We start from the raw sequence: 18,240 nt of genomic DNA, 5'->3' as shown, positions 1-18,240 counted from the left end.
CATCAGAGAAGGGGTTTTTGTGGTGCACCTCAAAGGTAAACTTTGAGGAACAAAAATTCCCTTCTCTTTTTCAATCGTTTAGGACGCTATTGGTTTCTAAGCCCTATGAATTAAGGATTCTAAAGAAGAAAATAATTTAGAGTTTCCCTCGCCTTTATTCCGTCTACTCCATTCCGTTTTAGCTGAATCGGAATTAATTCCTTCAGAAGAGATAAAAACTTCATGTAATTTTGGCCATTTTGGTTTAGGTGTGAGTATTAACTTTTTATCGATTAAAAGGCCATAAAAGTAAGAAAGGGATCTTATTCCTTCCAGCCATTCCACCGGTTTAAATTCTGAAGTATTTGAGAAGATCTTTTTAAACTGGACCAGTCCACAATTTACATAGCCATTATCTTCAAGCTTTTTATAAATTTCATTTAGCTTGGAAGTATTGGGGCTTTTCCAATTTAATGACTTAGATTTTGTCGCAGGATCAGGGATTAACTCATAATCTGCAAACCCTTTTTTGTGATCTGAAGAACCTAGATCTACATCTTTAGTTTTAGATTTCTCATTTGTTTCTGGCATCCAATAATCTGCTATCAAGTCTTTTGGTATATCAAAACCCAATAAATCGGACTGTTCTTGCAAAAAAGCAAATCTCTTTTTAAGGGAAAATCTAAACTTTTTCAGCTGCTCCAGGCTAAAAAATTCTGAATTATAAGGTATGTCCATAATACCTTTTTCAAGCTCATATTCTATAAAATCCTCTTCCTCAGAATCTTTAAAATTACTTAGAAACCTCTCTAATCTTTTTGAATAATTTTTTTTATAAACATTAAAGGAGCAACCATAGTAGTACTCTTCATTTTTTTCCAGATTAGAAATCGATTCTTCATAGATATCTTTGATATTATATTTTCTTTCCCGTTCCCATCGCAAGAAAGATGTATACTCATCCGAACTATAAAAATTAACCTTTTCCTTTTTTTGCCTCAATTCGTTTTCAAAATTCCAGGAATCATGAAAAGGAGATTCGAAGGGATCTAATAAAGGTTCTGGATCAATACCCCATATATTTTTAATGTCTTTCATATCTCTATATCTGGAAGGTTACTAACTGCTTCATCTTTTAAGCGTTCAACGTGGTTAAGATATTTTAAGGTTGTCTTGGTTGAAGCGTGGCCCATTGCATCCGCTACACTCTTTAAATTAGCTCCGTTCATAAGTAACAAACAGGCGAAGCTATGCCTGGCACAATAAAAAGTGATGTTCTTATCAATATCGGCACGCTTAAGCCAGTATTTCAAATTCTTGTTAACGGCATTATAACTAATCTTGTTTACCTGAAAAACATTCTCATCCTTCTTTCCAGGCTCCCCAAGTAATCTAACCGCTGCGGTACTTAATTGATTATTAATAGCTGATCCAGTTTTCTTTCGCCTGGTTACTAAGCGACCTTTTTTAATCTCACTCCATTTTAAATCATTGACCTCTGCTAATCCTAAACCGGTATAACAGCAAAATAGAAATGCTCTTTTAACATCCGGGTTTCCACAACGTGTTTTTGATAAAATCCGGAGTTCATCTATTTCAAGAATCTCTTTTTTTAAATTATCTTCCTTATTAGGGTTTTTGAAAACAATATCAGCTGTAGGCATTTCAGAAATTAATCCTTTAATTTTAGCTGCTTTAAGCATCTTTTTGAATCGGGTAAAGTAATTATGAGGCGTTTCTCCCGATAGCTTGTCAGAAGATAAAAGAAACTCCATATATTGCTCCATTAGTTCCGGAGTAATATCAGAAACGTGTAAATTTCGATAATTTATCATTTCCTTAAATTTTTTAACCGCTGAAGTTATCATTCGGTGGTCTCGCTTTCTGTAATTTTTCAAAAAGTCATTCGAAAAATCTTCGAAACTAATTTCCCGTAGATGATCAGGTGTGTAACTGGTCCCTTTACTAATTAGGTTTATTTGTTCCTGAGCAGCTCTTTCTTCAGCAATTCTAATTTTCTCCTTCCTCTTGTTTGGACTATCTTTTTTCGGACCTTTAGTAATGACCTTTATTCCTAGAAATTTGTAAGTTCGCTTCTTACCTTTCTGGTGGATATCCAGATAGAAGCTCTTACCATTCTTAATTTTCTTTTCTCTTAATTTTACTGACATTGTTTTTAGAGTAACAAACGAGTAACAAAGTAACAATAAATAAACACAACTTAAAGAAAACTAATTAAATATTTTTTTAGCAAACCCACTGCAAACAATGGCTATAAGCTTTTTTAATCTGCTATAAGTTGCTTGGTTGGATACCTACTCGGGATATTCTACTCTAAGGTGAAAAATATTCTTAAGTTTACGCTTAAGAATTTTTTTCACCACCTGTATTTCTTTAAAAGTAATATTGGAATTTAGAAATTGTCCTTCTTCCATTTGTTTATTGATAATTTTCTCTACAAAATTTTCTATTACCCCGGCGGTAGGTTCTTTTAAGCTTTTACTCGCAGCCTCCACACTATCACACATCATTAAAATGGCGGTTTCTTTACTAAAAGGAATTGGTCCGGGGTATCTAAAATCATCTTTCTCTACTTCCTCATTATTTTCTTTTTCTTTCATAAAGAAATAGTAAACCGTGGTTGTGCCGTGGTGGGTTCTAATAAAATCGATTACCCTATCTGGTAGGTTATGCTTTTTTCCAATTTCAATCCCATTAATTACGTGGTCTATGATAATTTGAGCGCTTTCTTTTGGCTCTAATTCATTGTGAGAATTAACGGCAGAAGTTTGGTTTTCGGTAAAGTAGGTGGGATTTCTCATTTTACCAATATCGTGGTATAATGCACCTACCCTGGCCAACATCGCGTTGGCATGAATCTCATTGGCAGCGGCTTCAGCTAAATTAGCTACATTGAGAGAATGGTGAAAGGTACCGGGGGCTTTTTCAGAAAGTTCTTTCAGTAATTTTGAATTGGTGTCTGAAAGTTCCAGCAGGGACATATCGGAAACCATTCCGAAGATTTTTTCATAAATATAAATTAGCGGCTGTACAAAAAGTGTTGCCAAACCACCCAGTAAGAAGATAAGCAAAACTTCCGCATTCACATCGGCAACATTACCTTCCTGAATTATGGTAAAAGCAAAATAGGAAATGATATAAACCAGCGTAATTTGCCCTACGGAAATAAATAAATTCGCTCTTTTATAAAGTTCGGAAACGGTTAAGATAGTTACAATACCGGCAATAATTTGCAGAAACATATATTCATAACTATTGGGTACGATAAAGCCGAGTAACAAAACTGTAATTACATGGGTGAACATCCCCAACCGGGCATCAAAGAAAGCCTTTAGGGTAAGAGGAAGAATACATAAAGGCACCACATAAACATAATTAATATCAAAATTCACCACGATCCTGGTGAGGATCACCATAAAAAGAATATTAAAAAATATAAAGGTTACTTTTACATTATTTTCAAATATATCCTGTCGGTATTTTTTAATAAACAGCAGCAACATTAAAAGTGCTAAAGCTACTAAGACACTATAACCAAAGATAATCCAGTTATAATTACTACCACTCCAAACCTGCGACTCATATTCATTTTTTAAAGATCTTAGAATATTATATTTATTGCCTTCTACCACTTCTCCCCTGGCAATAACTCTACTCCCCTGCTCGATATTACCACGGGTATATGAAATATTACTCAGCTTACTTTGCAGCTCTTTCTCGGTAAATTCATTGTCATAGGTGACATTGGGTTCTATAGTATTAAAGAAAACTTCCAGAAGCTGATTTTCAAAATCTTTGAGATTGGCATCTTCTATTTTGGCATTAACCAATTCTCTGACGCCATTCTGCTTAATAAGTTTTTTATAAGGAATTTCATAAGCTTCATTTCCCTTACGCAAATAGATTAATTGGCTGGGATCTAATCTATTGTTAGACTGTAGAAGTCCGTATTCATATATATCACTTAGGGTTGTATTAACAAAATCAACTAATTTTTTTCCTCTAATTTTATAGATACTATCAGAAAAAACCTGTTTTACCTCTTCCGCTATATTCGTCTGGGCTGCTTTAGCTATCTCCTGGTCATATACAAAATAAGGCGTATGATTATTCATAATCGCCTGCCGTTCCTGTTTAATTTCTTCTTCTGTTTTTAGAACGGCAAAATCGAAAGGCGCGTAAAGATTTTCATATTGCCAGGGCTTTCCTTTTGGGATTTCATACTTAAAGTTCCCACCTTTAGGAAGTAGGTACACAATTAATACTGCGGTTAGCGCAAATAAAAATACTTTGTAAAATAATGCCTGATTTTTATACAGGTTATTTACGAATTTCTTCATAGAATTAGTGCTACTGCTCAAATGTACTAAAAAATAGCGGCCAAATAAGCGCTGTTGCTAAGTTCCTTATAAAATCACTAAATTCGCAAAAGAAGAAATAATAAAAACACACACGATGAATAATGAAGTAGTAATAGTGAGTGCCGCAAGAACACCAATTGGTAGCTTTCTGGGAAGTTTATCTACAGTAGAAGCTACAGATCTTGGTGCCACGGCTATAAAAGGCGCTTTAAATAAAATAAATTTAAAGCCAGAGCTTGTTGAAGAAGTATTAATGGGAAATGTGGTGCAAGCCGGCGTAGGACAAGCTCCCGCAAGACAGGCAGCATTAAAAGCCGGGATTCCAGAAAGCGTTCCCTGTACTACCGTTAATAAAGTTTGCGCCAGCGGAATGAAAGCTGTAATGCAGGGGGCTCAATCTATTATGTTGGGACAAACCAATATTGTTGTTGCCGGCGGAATGGAAAATATGAGTTTAATTCCGCATTACCTACATCACAGGAAAGGGCAAAAATTTGGTCCGGCAAAAATGGAAGATGGCATGCAAAAAGACGGACTTGTAGATGCTTACGATAATAATGCGATGGGCGTTTGTGCCGATTTATGTGCCAGCGAACATGATTTTTCCCGCGAAGATCAGGATGCTTTTGCCATAAAATCTTATGAGCGTTCTGCAAAAGCCTGGGCAGAAGGAAAGTTTGACAATGAAGTGGTTCCCGTAGAAGTACCGCAACGAAAAGGAGATCCCAAAATAGTAAAGGAAGATGAGGAGTTTAAAAACGTTAAAATGGACAGGATCACGTCGCTTCGTCCTGCGTTTAGCAAAGATGGTACAGTAACTGCCGCCAATGCCTCCACAATTAACGATGGTGCCGGAGCCGTGGTTTTAATGAGCCGTAAAAAAGCCGAAGAATTAGGTCTTGAAATTTTGGCGAGCCTTAAAGGTTTTGCAGATGCTGCGCAAGAACCCAAATGGTTTACTACTGCACCGGCAAAAGCTCTTCCATTAGCTTTAAAAAACGCAGGAGTTTCTCAAGAAGATATCGATTTTTTCGAGTTTAACGAAGCTTTCGCTGTCGTAGGATTGGCAAATATGAAAATACTTGGTATTAGCGAAGAGAAAACAAATGTTCACGGTGGTGCTGTTTCCCTTGGGCATCCTTTGGGTTGTAGCGGCGTGCGTATTTTAATAACGCTGCTTAATGTTTTACAGCAAAATGATGCCAAATTAGGTGCAGCTGCTATTTGCAATGGCGGGGGTGGTGCATCGGCTATGATTATTGAAAGAAATTCATAATTTTTATTTTTTATTGAATGCAATACGGAATTTGTCCCTTAAGCATTGTGCCACTTCGCGAAGCTCCGGCTCATCATAGCGAAATGACCTCACAACTCCTCTATGGAGAACATTTTAAAATACTTGAAGAACGCGCTAAATGGAGCCGAATTCGTGTTGCATTCGATAATTTTGAAGCCTGGATCTGCAAACAACAATTACTCAAAATTCCGGAAGAAATTTATGATAAATTAGAAAAAGCGCTACCGCAGTATTCAGCCGATCTTTTCGATTTTGTATCAGATCAAACAGGACAACTTATCACTATTCCAATTGGCTCCTCGTTAAATGTTCGCAGCGGGTTAAAACATCAATTTGATGGCAATTTAATCTCGGGAAAGAAAATCAAATCAGAGATTGTCAAAACTGCGCTTTTATACCTCAACAGTCCATATACCTGGGGTGGGAAATCCCCATTGGGAATAGACTGTAGCGGGCTCACACAAATGGTTTATAAACTAAACGGCTATCGTCTAGAACGCAATGCAGCGCAACAGGCCACCCAGGGCGAACCCTTAAGTTTTATTGAAGAAAGCGATGCGGGGGATCTTGTGTTTTTTGATGATCAGGAAGGCATTATTAATCACGTGGGAATTATGATGAAAGACAATTATATTATTCACGTAGATGGCAAGGTGCGTATAGACCGACTTGACCATTCGGGAATTTTTAATGCTGAATTAAGAAAGCATACCCATCAACTCCGGGTGATAAAAAAGGTTATCTAATCAAACCTATCTATGGATTTTATCCAGTAGCTTTCTGCAAGGTCTTTTTTAGACCTGATTGGAAAATTTTTCGGTATCCTGAAAATAATAACATTTTTTTCGGTTTCAAAAATAAAACTATGCCGCTCCGCTGGAGCTCGTTTTTCTTTAATGCTTCTTTGCTATAAATATGTCGCCTCTCTGAGGCTTCTTATTCAACATAAAAATATTTTACATTTTTAAAACTCGTTTATTCAGAATTTATAAACTCCGGCAGAGCGTCATGTTTATAGCAACACAGTAAGAACTGGAAAACGAGCTCCAGAGGAGCAGCTCATTCTAAATAAAACTCTATATCTTCAACTTACCGATAATCGTAAAAAACTTTAGGCTTTCTACTTTCTTTCGGAAATTTTAATTGTTCAATTTGGGTGCGCGCTACTTTTTCTGTTTTAATTTTAATATTTAATCCCGCCTGAATATGTTCTTCGAGCCCTAAAATATCATCAAAATCATTCGGAACTTTAATTGTAACCGTATCATTCCCCATCTTATCCAACCTGGCTTCAATCACAAATAAATCCAACTTACTAAAAGCGGTTAATACATTAATAATTTGCTGCGGATAGATCGTCGTACCCTTCAACTTAATCATTTGTTTTTTTCGGCCTACCGGCGTACTAATACGATTACTTTTTCTTCTGCAGTCACAATTGCTTCCGTAGAATTTCACCATATCCCCGGTTGCAAAACGCAATAAAGGCATAGTTTGAGTTTGCAAAGGTGTGACCACCAACTCGCCAATTTCTCCCAACGCTACAGGTTGAAGGTTTTCGTCGAGTACTTCTGTATAAATAAGATTAGGTAAACTGTGATTTCCGGTATGTTTTTTACATTCGGTAAAAGCGGTGCCCATTTCGGTGCTGGCATAAGTGGAGAAAAGCTCTAAATCCCAAGAGCTTTTAATCTTTTCGCCAAGAGCGTTTAAACTAAAGTCGGGATTTCTTAAAGGCTCCCCTATACAAACCGCTGTTTTAACCGATGATTTTTTCAAATCTATATTATTTTTATGCGCAAAATCTATCATTTTCAATAAAAACGAAGGCACTGCGACGAGAATTTCCGGTTTAAACCGAGCTATAGATTCCCACTGCAAAGCGGGAAGTCCGCTTCCTGTTCTAATCACCGCCGCACCCAGCTTTCGCAAGCCCAAAAAATACGCCAGCCCCGCCATAAACCGTCTATCTAAAGTTGTGGTTAGTTGCACTGTATTATCTTTTGTGATTCCTATCATTTCAAAAGATTGGCGTTCATTTTCGGCAAGCCTGTTTAAATCGGCGTCGTTTAATGCGAAACTAACGGGATTTCCCAATGTTCCCGAAGTGGTCACATAATCGATTATTTCAGCTTTAGGTACCGAAATAAAATCGTCGTTATAAAGTTGAAGCTCTTCTTTATGTGTTACAGGCAGTTTTCTAAAACTTTTGTAATCCTTAATTTCTTCAACATTAATCCCATTCTTCTTAAAAAGCGCTTGATAAAAAGGGGAATTTGCAGCGATATATTCCAACTGATTTAGTACTCCCGCTATTAGCACTCCCGGCTCATTAAGGTTTTTCATTCGTTTATAATTTTAATTTCAATGTTGGAATTTATCACAGGCATATAATCATCTCCCGGTGTATTGCTATCTTTTGTATCCAGCATCAGGCGGGTTTCATTTGATCTTGCGATTGCATTTTCGAATCATTTTTTCTAAGTATTGCTTTTCCTCCAAACTACTTACTTCCCTCCTTTTCGCCTGTTTGTATGCAATTATTGCTTTTTTATATTCCTTTTTCTGAAAGTAATAATTACCAGCAACAGCATAAGCTTTCCAAAAGTGCGGATTTAAATACTGTAGCTCCTTAATTTGTTCCTCCGGAAGCTTTTTTTCTTCGGAAATCGCTTGCTGTACTTTCGTTTTTAATTTTCTGTAAGCTTCATAGTCTTTAAATGCTTCGCTCTCAACAAAAGGGTCTTTAGCGATGGTTTTTTCAACATTCATCACACTCTTAGAAACAATTCCAGCCTCAAACTTTTTAAAAACCTCCCTGAGATTATAATTTACAAATGCCCCAAGCTGATATGGATTGGCTGAAACCCAGACATCTCGGGATTCTGGTTTAAAAACAATACCGTGGTGGGCTAGAAGTTGGTTTATTGCCAGTTCATTCCCCATCCCTAACCTAGTTCCTTGCAGACCTTCTCTGTTTCTCAAAATTGACACAGCTTTTTTAGGATTCAACTGGTTCTTGTTTTCAAGCAAGGATTGCATTTTATCAAACCGGTATTGAGTATGGCTGTTTTTAATGGTTTTTAAATTTCGTTTATCATCGGCGTAAGGCTCACTTTGAAAATGATTACTGCAAATAAGTTCGTTGGAATTTTCTACTTCATAAACCCCAAAATTATGCGGCGCCACTTCTATAATTATGGCTTTGCGTTCTTTAGCACTCCCCACCATAATTGCTTCAGAAACAAAAACTTCTCGTTTTTTAGCAATTGCAATAGCTTCCTGAGTATTAGAGGCATATTGCAAAATCTCCCGGGCCACCAGGCTAATGGGGGTCTTTGCTTGTAACGGAATACTACTTTTCCCCGCATTTAAGGTCACACTAACTCCTTTTTCGTTTAATCCGCTTACTGAGCCAATCATGCCCGCCCAGGTGTACATCATAAATTTGTGGCCTTTATCTGGATTTATAAAAGCAGCGATCTTTTCTTTTGCAAACTCATCCCCGGCATAAAAATCGAAATTTCTTCCTAACAGTAACTCTCCATTTTCTGTTTTTTTATCCCAGGCGGCAAAAGAGGTACATCCTACCAACATTAAATCCTGCAAGGCATGACCAATGTCATGTGCTCCGTGAAAATAGAGCATTCTTATGTAGGCGGGCGCAAAATCATTATACTTTTCCAGACCAAAAAGCGAAGTTCCATAAATTTCTTTCTGGTATTCTTCTGGGACGTGTAGATACATTTTTCGGTTAAACCAGGCTACGGTTTTCTTTAGAAAATTACGATAAAATTTGCCTGGCACTAGTTCATAAATTTTATTCATAAACGCAGTTTCCTGCTTGTGCATTAACTCGCGGGTTAAGCTACCACTTATCATCCCGCGTTCTAAGGCGTTACCTTCTACATAAAGTTCCCAAATGCCATATTTATTTTTATATAGCGAGTTTTTACCGATGCTATAATGTGTTTTGCTATGTACAGTTCGCGTGGTATCTATACGCTCAATCCCGGTTGTATCGGGTTTTTGGCGCATCGATTTTTTTATACCGCAGGAATGAAGAAAAACGGGGATCACAAAAAGCAACAGTATTTTTTTTCGGTTCAATTTCATTTAATCTGCTTTTTCGAATACCAGAATATTACTTTGGCGATAAGTGATCTTAAAATTAAGGTCTAAGAGCCAGCGGGTTGCTAATGCTGAAGATAAAATTATCACTTTTTGGGCGTGATGTGGTATGACTTCTTTAAGTATTTTTTCAACTTCAGCTTCCGGTTTTCTATTGATAATGAATACCGAAAATCCTTTAAAATCTTCTGGCAGCACCGATGAAAAATTTATGTTTTTAGCATTGGCGGTTGGGGTGTTGTTGGCTTTTTCGAGGTTTATAGTATCAGCCTCAAAAACAAAAAAATTAGCTTCAGGATTTTTCTTGCTTAAAAATACCGGGAAACTTCCAAAATTGTTATTCAGCATAAAAACCTGCTCCCCTTCAGTTATAAAACCGGAAATCTTTAAAAATCGTTCCCGATGCTGTAGAAAGTCTCGTCTTACTTCAACATAAAAATTTTTAAACCTATAATTCCCTAAAACGGTTTGTTGCATATACAATTTCTCTTTACTTCCTTTTTTGGCCAATAATCCGGAAAAACTAAAAGCGGGTTTTTGCCGGGCTTTTCTTTTTATAAACAAAACCTGAAATAGCTTGGTTTGCCATACAAAGCTTACCATTACTGCTGTTAAAATTCCTATTACAGATACTGTTGAAACCGACTGCAACGCGGGATGTTTAGCAAAAATAAGAGAACCCACGCCCAGTAAGGTAGTGATAACAGAAAGCAAAATAGAAGCCTGGTAAGTAGGTAAAACCTTTTTTCCTGTTTCGTATTCTTTTAAGGAAGCATTGGTAATAAAAATGCTATAATCTAAGCCAAGACCAAAAATAAAGGTGGAAATTATGATGTTTAAAATATTAAATTCAATATTAAGAACCAACATAACCCCCAGGGTAATAATCCAGGTTACGGCAATAGGTAGTAAGGTAAGCAGGCTAAGTATTAAACTGCGGTAAAATAGTAATAACACTATGAAGACCGCAATAACAGAAAAAATAATAAGCGTATTAAATTTTTCTTTTAGACTACCCAGAAAATTCTCGTTCATCTGTTTCCTGTCTATAGCAATCACCCCATCCTGTGTTTCGAGATTGGCAATCACTTCGGGATCTGGATTTTCTAAGCTTACAGTGCTGGTTACTGTAGAAAACCCGGGACTTCTATCTATAAAATCGTCTAAATACAGACTTTTTACCTGCCGGTAATCATCTAAGAGGATGGTATTAAAATCTTTATTAAGTTGATTGTAAAACCGATTAAAACTCGCCGGTTTAAAACCCAACTCTGCCGATTCCCGAATAAGCGCCTGTCTAGTACTATTAATTTTTGCATTAGACCAAAAAGAATCCCAGCTTTCTATTTTTTCAAGTTGTTTATCGGTAGAAAGTACTACCCCACCAATACTACTAAAATTCTCTATTTTGCCCTGGTTCTTAAATTTTTGTAGTTTCTCATACAGTTCATTATTCTCCAATAAAGCCTTCTCTATATCATTTCCATAAGAAACCAAATATGTTGTATTGGCGGCGCGCCCGGCAATGTTTAAGATTTCATTTTCAGATTCCTGAATTTTATTGGGTTTATAATTAAGTTGGGATAAGTCTTTGTTAAAGCCAACCGAATTAAAGAGGAATAAACCTACTATAAATAATAGCCCCACCAATCCCAATAGAACCTTATTTTTATAATACCTAATTGCTGCAATCCTGTCCAGCCAATTAGTGCCTGCTTTAGTTTTTTTTGGTTTAGGTTTGTAAAAATGAGGAATTAAAAGCAGGGAAAAAAATGAAGCTGTAAGCACGCTTACCGCGGCGAAAACCCCTAAATCGTTAAGGGCTTCACTCTCTACAAATAAAAGACATAAGAAAGCGATAGCTGTAGTACAACTACTCATTAAAATAGGCCTGGTCACATCCCTGTATAAAATTTCCACATTGCTATTATGCCTAAAATGTGTAAGGATATGCAAGGCGTAGTCTAAGCTAATTCCCAGTAAAACAGCACCTATTCCCAGGGAAATCGCCGAAACACTACCTTTAAAAAAATAAAGCAAACTAATCGCGGAAAGAGCACCAAAAATACTGGGTAGGAACAGTAAAAGCGGGATATAAAACTTTCTATAATACACTATAAGCAACACTAATAAAATAGAAAAAGCAATACTTAAAGTAAGCTGAATATCTTTTTTAATCTGTTTTGCGTTGGCCAGGGCATATAATACACCCCCAAAATAATCGCCCTTTACCTGGGAATCTTTATTGAGGGTAGTGATAATGTGATCTAAACCATCTATAAAGGCTTCATTCTGATTTGTTTCTGAAGCCGGGTATTTTGGACTAATAAACAGTAAAACATGTTTTTCATCGCTAGTGAGTAAATAATCATTGTAGATTTTAAAACCTTTTTCAACCTGGAGTTCGCGTAACTTTTTTAAACCTATATTATTAATCCCCAGTGGATCTTTAAAAATAAAATGTTTGGTGACAAAGCCGGTAGGAGACATGAGATCATTATAAGCCTTTTCCACACGTTTCTTTATGCTATCGTTTTCCAGCCTATTTGAGATTTCGCAATAATCCTTTGAATTAAGAAATAAAGGCAAATTTTCATACACAAAGTCATAGACTTCCAGAATTCCGGCTTCTGGAACGCGACCTTGAATCTTATCGATATACTCCGGCAGTTTCTCATTTAACGAGTCGGTAAGCTTATCGGCATAAGCTGTTAATTCATCGGGATTCTTACTTTCTGAAGAAACGGCGATAATAAGCTTATCTGAGAAATCTGTGTGATCTAAAACTTGCTGAAGTACCTGCTGCTTTTCTCCCGATGGCACCAATTTAGTAATATCTTCTTCCAGATTGATTTTACTGGCAAAGTAACTGCCACCAAATATAAAAAGTCCCAATAACAAAAAACCAAGCGTTTTCTGCCTTCGGAAGAAATAGTAAAGTTTAAGAAAATACTTATGCATTTAATCCGGGTTATTCATCAAAATCACTAAATGGTCTAAAGCAATAAATTTAACTACACAATGAACTATTTTTTATCAATGATGTGACTTATGTGAGTTAAGGTTTTACTACCTGTTTTTGGTTTGTGATCGAAAATAAGAAATAAAACACAATCCATAGCACTACTGCAGCAATTCCTGCCAGGGCAAAACTACCTATAACATATTGCCATAAGCCCATAAAAATATCTGTAGTAGAATCGAAATCTTCGGGGCGTAGTTCCCAGGCAAATCCCCGGCCGGTTATTAAAGAACCGGCTTGATAGCTGGCGTAAACAATAAATGGAATTAAAGGCGGAATACTAATATTACTAAACAAAAATGCCACCACTTTATTAAGTCTCAACATCGCAGCCAGCGTAAAAACCAGCAACGTATGCAGCCCCCAAAACGGTAAGATTCCCACAAAAACACCCAGCGCAATAGCCGCAGCTTTCTTATGTGCCGGCTCCTGACTTTTAATAATATTTTCTTTCCAAAAACGCTTGTAACCTTTTTTACGAAAATCCTGATAGGTATCTCTGGGATGAATATAGAAAAAACTAACTAAAACAAACCAAATATAAAGCAGGGTAATCCTGGTAATATCCCAAAATGGTCTAAAATGGGTAACCCGGTTTTCCTCTTCGTAAAAAACTTTAATGGGTACATTTCTAACTTTTACTTTTCTCCAGGCAGCTTTTACAATCACTTCAATTTCCAACTCAAATTTATGAGTATAAAGTTTAATTGAATTGATAATCTGTAAGGGATATAAACGGTAACCACTTTGGGTGTCGTGTAATTGCGTGCCGGTGACCACCAAAAACCAAAAATTAGAAAACCTATTTCCCTTGCTACTTTTGCCGGGAATACCATCGCGCCCCATATTTCTATCTCCAACTAAAAGAATTTCCCGATCTGGTTTCTTATTTTCTAAATGAGATAGAAATACATCCAGATCATCTGGGTAATGTTGCCCATCTGAATCTATAGTTATGGCATATTCATAACCTAAATCTTCAGCAAGTTTAAACCCTTTTTTTAAAGCAGCTCCTTTACCCTTGTTTTCACTAAAATGATGAATATTTATTTCGTTAAAATCCTCTAAGATTTCCGAAGTGCTATCTGTAGAACCGTCGTTAACAACCACTAAATTAGAGGTATATAAAAGCAAATCCTGCAGCACGCTTCCCAGGGTTTTTTCATTATTATAGGTAGGGATAAGAATGCAGCAATTTAAAGCTTCAAATCTCGATTGGTATATAGGTCGCTGGTTCAAATTAAATAGCTTTAAAAGTGCAAAAGTATAAATAGGTTATTTCGGGTGCAAGTACTCCAATAATGTTTTGGATATTATTCTCAATTTCTTACTACATTTTTTCCCAAAACCCTACAGATGGAATTAAAAATTTAAACTAATTGAAACCGTATAATATTTTATACTTTTTTATACAGTGAATTAATTTTTAAAGATATCCCGGTAGAAGTTTTTGCCACACCTTTAAGTTTAATTTCATCTTCCTTAGTGGTAATTTCACTTTCAAGAATAAGGTGTGCATCTACATTAGGGTCTACAACGGCTATAAATTTAACGTTATTTCCTTTTATCAACTGTAGTTTACTTTCAGTAATACGCTCTGCTTCTTCTTTAAACAAATGCATTAAAATAACTCCTGGGGTTACCGGTCTACCGGGGAAATGACCTTTATAAACCTCATGATCTTTATTAATTTTAATTTCAGTAAGAAATTTCCCGTCCTCCCTGGTGGTATTTTCAAGGGTATAAAAGTCTTTCAAAAGCATAATCCGGTTGATTAAAGTTTAACGACTAAAATAAGGTTAAATTAGGTAAGTTGATTATTACGGATTAAAAATTGAGTCGGGAATTGGTTGATTCACCTTAATATCCTTAAAATCAATAATAGTGGCATCGCCAGATTGTTCCATTAAACTCACTTTTTCAACTACTTTTTTGGTATTAAAAAGTAAGTGAATTTCAGAAAACATTTCTTGTAGCTGCGCATCCTTCGGAATAATTAGGGCCTGCACTTTTCCTTCGCACCTACTGTAAGAAACCTCAAAACTCTCATTATCCTGAAGCAATTTTCCATTTACACTCCCGGTAATAAGTTTGGCCATTTTGTCAAAAAGTTTGTTGGAGCCTAAATTTCTCCTGCTTTTCTCTCCAACGTCTTTTAAATGTAATTCTCCATCTATAAAAAGAAGTTCGTACACTTTTGGCTCGGCATATTCCCACTTTAAAGTCTTTGGTGCTTTGTAATATAGTTTCCCCTTACTAATATTTTCGCCCGTAATCATTTTTATCCTTTTTGTTTGAATAAAATTGGCTTCCAGGCTCTGCAGGTCATTTGTTTTTGTTGTAATTTCTTTTTGAAACTCGGCAACCTGAGACTTAGACAACCTATCTTGTGCAATAAGATTCAGGCTTAATAAAAGCAATAATAGACTAAGAATACGCATTAATTTCCAGTAATTTATCGGGCCTTACCAGCTCGTATTGATTTTCATGCAAAAATAGCAACAACTGTTCCAATATGTTAACAGTTTTAGCATTATTATCGTGCAAAAGAATAACTGCCCCGGGCTTTACTCGTTTTTTTATTCTGCTTAAAATTAATTCTTCTGAAGAAAGAATGGCGTCAAAAGAACGTATGCTCCATCCTACCGAAGTTAACCCTGTTTTATCTAATGCTTTTTTGGTTTTTGGATTTACAATCCCAAATGGCGGTCTAAATAACTTCATTTTCACCTGCCCTGTTTCTAAAGCAATCCTGTTGCATTCTTCAATTTCCCATACCAATTTTTTAACCCCAAGTAACCCCATTTTCCGGGTATGGCTATAGGTATGGTTTCCTACCAGATGACCTTCAGCAATTATTTGGTTAAAGATTTTAGGGAAAGCTTCAATGTTTTTACCAATGCAAAAAAAACCTGCTTTAGCTTCATATTGATGTAAAATCTTTAAAATAGCCGGGGTTATTTCCGAAGGACCATCATCAAAACTAATGGCTATTTTCTTCTCCTGTATTTTAGAATTCCTACTATAAGAATGCACAAAAAAATTGAATCTTACATTAGTTGAGACTACCAGCAAAAAAAGAAGATACATAAAAATTATTGATAGTATTTCCCAAAAAGGAAGCAACCCAAAAAATGCCAAACCCACTCCCAGGAGTAGAAGCGAGATAATTAGTTTATTTGCAATTTTAAACGGCACGCAGTAAAGATAAGCTATGATCCCGGGCAAGATACTGATTGTAGATAAGAATATTCTTCGTTTTAACTTCAGGAATGTTATTTGCTTTTAAAATACCGGGGATTTCACCAGATTTTAAAATATTAGCGGCCAATAAAAATGCAAAACCAGTTGCTGTTTCATACTCCCCAATCAAGTGTTTATACACTAATTGCTGAGTGTTTTTAAATATTCCCTGCTGTAAATTTTCATAAAAATGATCAAAGCGATTGTCCCCATTATTCCCTAAGATCACGACATCAATATCCTCCGGTTTTAATTGGTTGTTGGTAAGAAAACTTTCAACTTCTGAAGTTAAACCTTGTGTAGAAACAGAATTTATTATACCCAAATCAATTAACTCAGCATAGGTGCTTTCTTTTATTTCTGAAGTTAATAAAAAGAAATGCGAACCTTCTGAAGCTATGGTTCCGGGGCTATCATCTTTAAAAAGATCGAGGTTTTTAATCTTTTTTGTCTTTAATTGTTGATCCAGGTTCCTAAACCCCGAAATTACTTCTGAAACCTCATCTACCCCACCTACCAGAATATTATTTGATTTTGGGTTTTCACTAAGTAATAATTGGGCATCTATAAATGCACTTTCCAGGGATGCTGAATTTTGGGAATAAGTGACATTGTAATTTTTGCAACCCAGGTGCAACGCTATCTGTCCACCAATAGTATTATGGGTAGATTGAATAAACGGTGTAGGATTTAATAAATCTTCTCGCTGATCTAAAAGTTTCTCCAAAAACCTTTCGGTATCTTTTTTACAGCCTTCTCCCGTCCCGGTAATTATGGCTTCCGGCAGCTCAACCTTGGCATCCTTTAAAGCCAATAAAGCCGTGGTAACGCCCATTTTCACAGCCTGTGACATACGCCGAAGTGCCATAGGCTTTATAAATTCTTTAAAATTTGGCGTATGTGCTTTAAAAATTAGTTGCTCATAAACCAAAGGATTTTCAGCAAAATCATTCTTTTGCGCAGAAATACCGCCTATTCCGGTTATGTAAATCTTATTTTTCATCCCTGGCAAAAATTAAAGAAGTACAATTCCCGCCAAAGCCAAAAGAATTAGATAAAACCGTATTCACCTTTTGTTGCTCTAATTTAGTAACCGGAATAAGATCACTACTCTGCATTGGATGAGAAAAATTTAAGTTTGGAAAAATTTGACTCTTCTTAATATTTAATAAACTATAGACGGCTTCCAGGGCCCCCGCAGCAGCCAGGGCATGACCGGTAAAAGCTTTTGTTGAACTAAACTTTGGAACTTCATTATTAAAAATTCGCTGTAAAGCAACACTCTCTGCCGCATCATTGTTTTTTGTTCCTGTTCCATGCGCATTAATATAGTCTATTGCATTTAATGGAATGTTGGCTGTGATTAACGCCTTTTGCATTGCTAAATAAGCCCCTTCCCCATCTGCCGAAGAAGCAGTTTGATGAAACGCGTCATTACTATTACCATAAGCCTTAAGCCTACCCAAAACTTCTCTATCCTTAATCTCATCTTCTGCTTCTAAAATAAGATAAGCTGCACCTTCGCCCAGGTTTAAGCCGTATCTATTTTCATCAAAAGCCTGGCATGGTTCTTTAGATAAAATTTTTAAAGAGTTAAAACCATTTAGCGTAAACCTGGTGAGACAATCGGTGCCGCCCACGATAACGCGTTTCAATTTACCGGCTTTTATCAACCTGGCACCCAACATTATTGCGTTGGCGCTTGAGGAACAAGCTGTACTAATGGTAGATACAAAACCGGTGATTCCAAAATAATCGGCAATTTTTTGCGTAGTAAAACCGGGATGCTGCGCTCTTATAAATTCTTTATTTTCTGAGTTTCCAGCAGCGAATTCTGTAAAGAATTTTTCGGTGGCGTCTATTCCACCTACACTGGTCCCAGAAACCAACCCGGTGTGCGAGTCAATTTTTAGCCGGGATTGTTCAACCGCTTCTTTAATGGCCGTCACGCCCAATAAGGCAGCCCTGGTATAAAGATGATCTTTAGGCAACCTAAGCTTTTCAGCCATATCCTTATTGGTAAGCGCTATTTCGCCAACCGGCAAATCTTTATGTTTAGTTAAAAGATTTTTAGGATAATCTATGCCACTTTTACCAGAAACAAGCGCTTCATAATTCATGGCGGTATTGCTGCCAATAGCAGATACAATCCCCATTCCGGTAATGGCAACCCCCTTGTTCATATA

Annotated in this window: 14 protein-coding genes; 2 read left to right on the top strand and 12 right to left on the bottom strand. The window is 36.4% G+C overall.

Annotation, left to right across the window (positions count from 1 at the left end; all coding sequences use genetic code 11):
* Positions 1-96: 96 nt before the first annotated feature.
* The 3 genes from BUA71_RS07835 to BUA71_RS07825 all read right to left on the bottom strand — a co-directional run bounded on the left by BUA71_RS07835 (position 97) and on the right by BUA71_RS07825 (position 4,340).
* Positions 97-1,077, bottom strand: a complete 981-nt coding sequence (locus tag BUA71_RS07835; RefSeq protein ID WP_072878391.1) for a hypothetical protein — start codon at positions 1,075-1,077, stop codon at positions 97-99.
* Positions 1,074-2,150 carry a tyrosine-type recombinase/integrase gene (locus tag BUA71_RS07830; RefSeq protein WP_072878389.1) on the bottom strand — a complete coding sequence of 359 codons (1,077 nt, stop codon included), beginning with the start codon at positions 2,148-2,150 and terminating at the stop codon, positions 1,074-1,076. The genes BUA71_RS07835 and BUA71_RS07830 overlap by 4 nt, the downstream gene beginning before the upstream one ends.
* A gap of 144 nt (positions 2,151-2,294) precedes the next feature.
* Complete coding sequence (locus BUA71_RS07825) at positions 2,295-4,340, bottom strand: HD family phosphohydrolase (protein WP_072878387.1); 2,046 nt, start codon at positions 4,338-4,340, stop codon at positions 2,295-2,297.
* 115 nt (positions 4,341-4,455) lie between these two features.
* Between BUA71_RS07825 and BUA71_RS07820 the strand changes: the two genes are divergently transcribed.
* Together BUA71_RS07820 and BUA71_RS07815 are read left to right on the top strand one after the other, a co-directional pair.
* On the top strand, positions 4,456-5,637 hold the full coding sequence (locus BUA71_RS07820) for an acetyl-CoA C-acyltransferase (RefSeq protein WP_072878385.1): 1,182 nt from the start codon (positions 4,456-4,458) through the stop codon (positions 5,635-5,637).
* A 17-nt stretch (positions 5,638-5,654) separates the two neighbouring features.
* On the top strand, positions 5,655-6,404 hold the full coding sequence (locus tag BUA71_RS07815; RefSeq protein ID WP_072878383.1) for a C40 family peptidase: 750 nt from the start codon (positions 5,655-5,657) through the stop codon (positions 6,402-6,404).
* A gap of 343 nt (positions 6,405-6,747) precedes the next feature.
* Here BUA71_RS07815 and BUA71_RS07810 read toward each other — a convergent pair whose 3' ends face one another.
* The 9 genes from BUA71_RS07810 to BUA71_RS07770 all read right to left on the bottom strand — a co-directional run bounded on the left by BUA71_RS07810 (position 6,748) and on the right by BUA71_RS07770 (position 18,237).
* Positions 6,748-8,004: a flexirubin biosynthesis putative acyl-CoA ligase FlxY gene (locus BUA71_RS07810; RefSeq protein WP_072878381.1), complete on the bottom strand. Its 1,257-nt coding sequence runs from the start codon at positions 8,002-8,004 to the stop codon at positions 6,748-6,750.
* 96 nt (positions 8,005-8,100) lie between these two features.
* Entirely contained in the window at positions 8,101-9,774 is a 1,674-nt protein-coding gene (locus tag BUA71_RS07805) for a C45 family autoproteolytic acyltransferase/hydrolase (RefSeq protein WP_072878379.1), read from the bottom strand.
* Positions 9,775-12,750 carry an MMPL family transporter gene (locus BUA71_RS07800; RefSeq protein ID WP_072878377.1) on the bottom strand — a complete coding sequence of 992 codons (2,976 nt, stop codon included), beginning with the start codon at positions 12,748-12,750 and terminating at the stop codon, positions 9,775-9,777.
* A 97-nt stretch (positions 12,751-12,847) separates the two neighbouring features.
* Positions 12,848-14,050 (bottom strand): DUF2062 domain-containing protein, encoded by a 1,203-nt coding sequence (locus BUA71_RS07795; protein WP_072878375.1) that lies wholly within the window; start codon positions 14,048-14,050, stop codon positions 12,848-12,850.
* Positions 14,051-14,208: 158 nt separating this feature from the next.
* A complete protein-coding gene (locus tag BUA71_RS07790) occupies positions 14,209-14,574 on the bottom strand; it encodes an ApeI family dehydratase (RefSeq protein WP_072878373.1) in 366 nt (121 codons plus the stop codon).
* 57 nt (positions 14,575-14,631) lie between these two features.
* Entirely contained in the window at positions 14,632-15,252 is a 621-nt protein-coding gene (locus tag BUA71_RS07785; protein ID WP_072878371.1) for a flexirubin biosynthesis/transport protein LolA2, read from the bottom strand.
* Positions 15,239-15,901 (bottom strand): polysaccharide deacetylase family protein, encoded by a 663-nt coding sequence (locus BUA71_RS07780; RefSeq protein WP_245812555.1) that lies wholly within the window; start codon positions 15,899-15,901, stop codon positions 15,239-15,241. Before BUA71_RS07780 ends, BUA71_RS07785 begins: the two co-directional genes overlap by 14 nt.
* A gap of 97 nt (positions 15,902-15,998) precedes the next feature.
* Positions 15,999-17,057, bottom strand: a complete 1,059-nt coding sequence (locus tag BUA71_RS07775) for a beta-ketoacyl synthase chain length factor (RefSeq protein WP_072878369.1) — start codon at positions 17,055-17,057, stop codon at positions 15,999-16,001.
* Positions 17,047-18,237: a beta-ketoacyl-[acyl-carrier-protein] synthase family protein gene (locus BUA71_RS07770; RefSeq protein WP_072878367.1), complete on the bottom strand. Its 1,191-nt coding sequence runs from the start codon at positions 18,235-18,237 to the stop codon at positions 17,047-17,049. The genes BUA71_RS07775 and BUA71_RS07770 overlap by 11 nt, the downstream gene beginning before the upstream one ends.
* Positions 18,238-18,240: the final 3 nt, after the last annotated feature.

The sequence above is a fragment of the Salegentibacter echinorum genome, assembly GCF_900129445.1.
Lineage (GTDB): Bacteria > Bacteroidota > Bacteroidia > Flavobacteriales > Flavobacteriaceae > Salegentibacter > Salegentibacter echinorum.
This window is presented reverse-complemented; position numbering and strand designations above follow the sequence as displayed.

Bases quoted from the DNA above. Each gene is read 5' to 3' on its own strand.
- BUA71_RS07835 (WP_072878391.1), bottom strand. From the start codon at position 1,077: ATGAAAGACATTAAAAATATATGGGGTATTGATCCAGAACCTTTATTA.
- BUA71_RS07830 (WP_072878389.1), bottom strand. From the start codon at position 2,150: ATGTCAGTAAAATTAAGAGAAAAGAAAATTAAGAATGGTAAGAGCTTC.
- BUA71_RS07825 (WP_072878387.1), bottom strand. From the start codon at position 4,340: ATGAAGAAATTCGTAAATAACCTGTATAAAAATCAGGCATTATTTTAC.
- BUA71_RS07820 (WP_072878385.1), top strand. From the start codon at position 4,456: ATGAATAATGAAGTAGTAATAGTGAGTGCCGCAAGAACACCAATTGGT.
- BUA71_RS07815 (WP_072878383.1), top strand. From the start codon at position 5,655: ATGCAATACGGAATTTGTCCCTTAAGCATTGTGCCACTTCGCGAAGCT.
- BUA71_RS07810 (WP_072878381.1), bottom strand. From the start codon at position 8,004: ATGAAAAACCTTAATGAGCCGGGAGTGCTAATAGCGGGAGTACTAAAT.
- BUA71_RS07805 (WP_072878379.1), bottom strand. From the start codon at position 9,774: ATGAAATTGAACCGAAAAAAAATACTGTTGCTTTTTGTGATCCCCGTT.
- BUA71_RS07800 (WP_072878377.1), bottom strand. From the start codon at position 12,750: ATGCATAAGTATTTTCTTAAACTTTACTATTTCTTCCGAAGGCAGAAA.
- BUA71_RS07790 (WP_072878373.1), bottom strand. From the start codon at position 14,574: ATGCTTTTGAAAGACTTTTATACCCTTGAAAATACCACCAGGGAGGAC.
- BUA71_RS07785 (WP_072878371.1), bottom strand. From the start codon at position 15,252: ATGCGTATTCTTAGTCTATTATTGCTTTTATTAAGCCTGAATCTTATT.
- BUA71_RS07780 (WP_245812555.1), bottom strand. From the start codon at position 15,901: ATGTATCTTCTTTTTTTGCTGGTAGTCTCAACTAATGTAAGATTCAAT.
- BUA71_RS07775 (WP_072878369.1), bottom strand. From the start codon at position 17,057: ATGAAAAATAAGATTTACATAACCGGAATAGGCGGTATTTCTGCGCAA.
- BUA71_RS07770 (WP_072878367.1), bottom strand. From the start codon at position 18,237: ATGAACAAGGGGGTTGCCATTACCGGAATGGGGATTGTATCTGCTATT.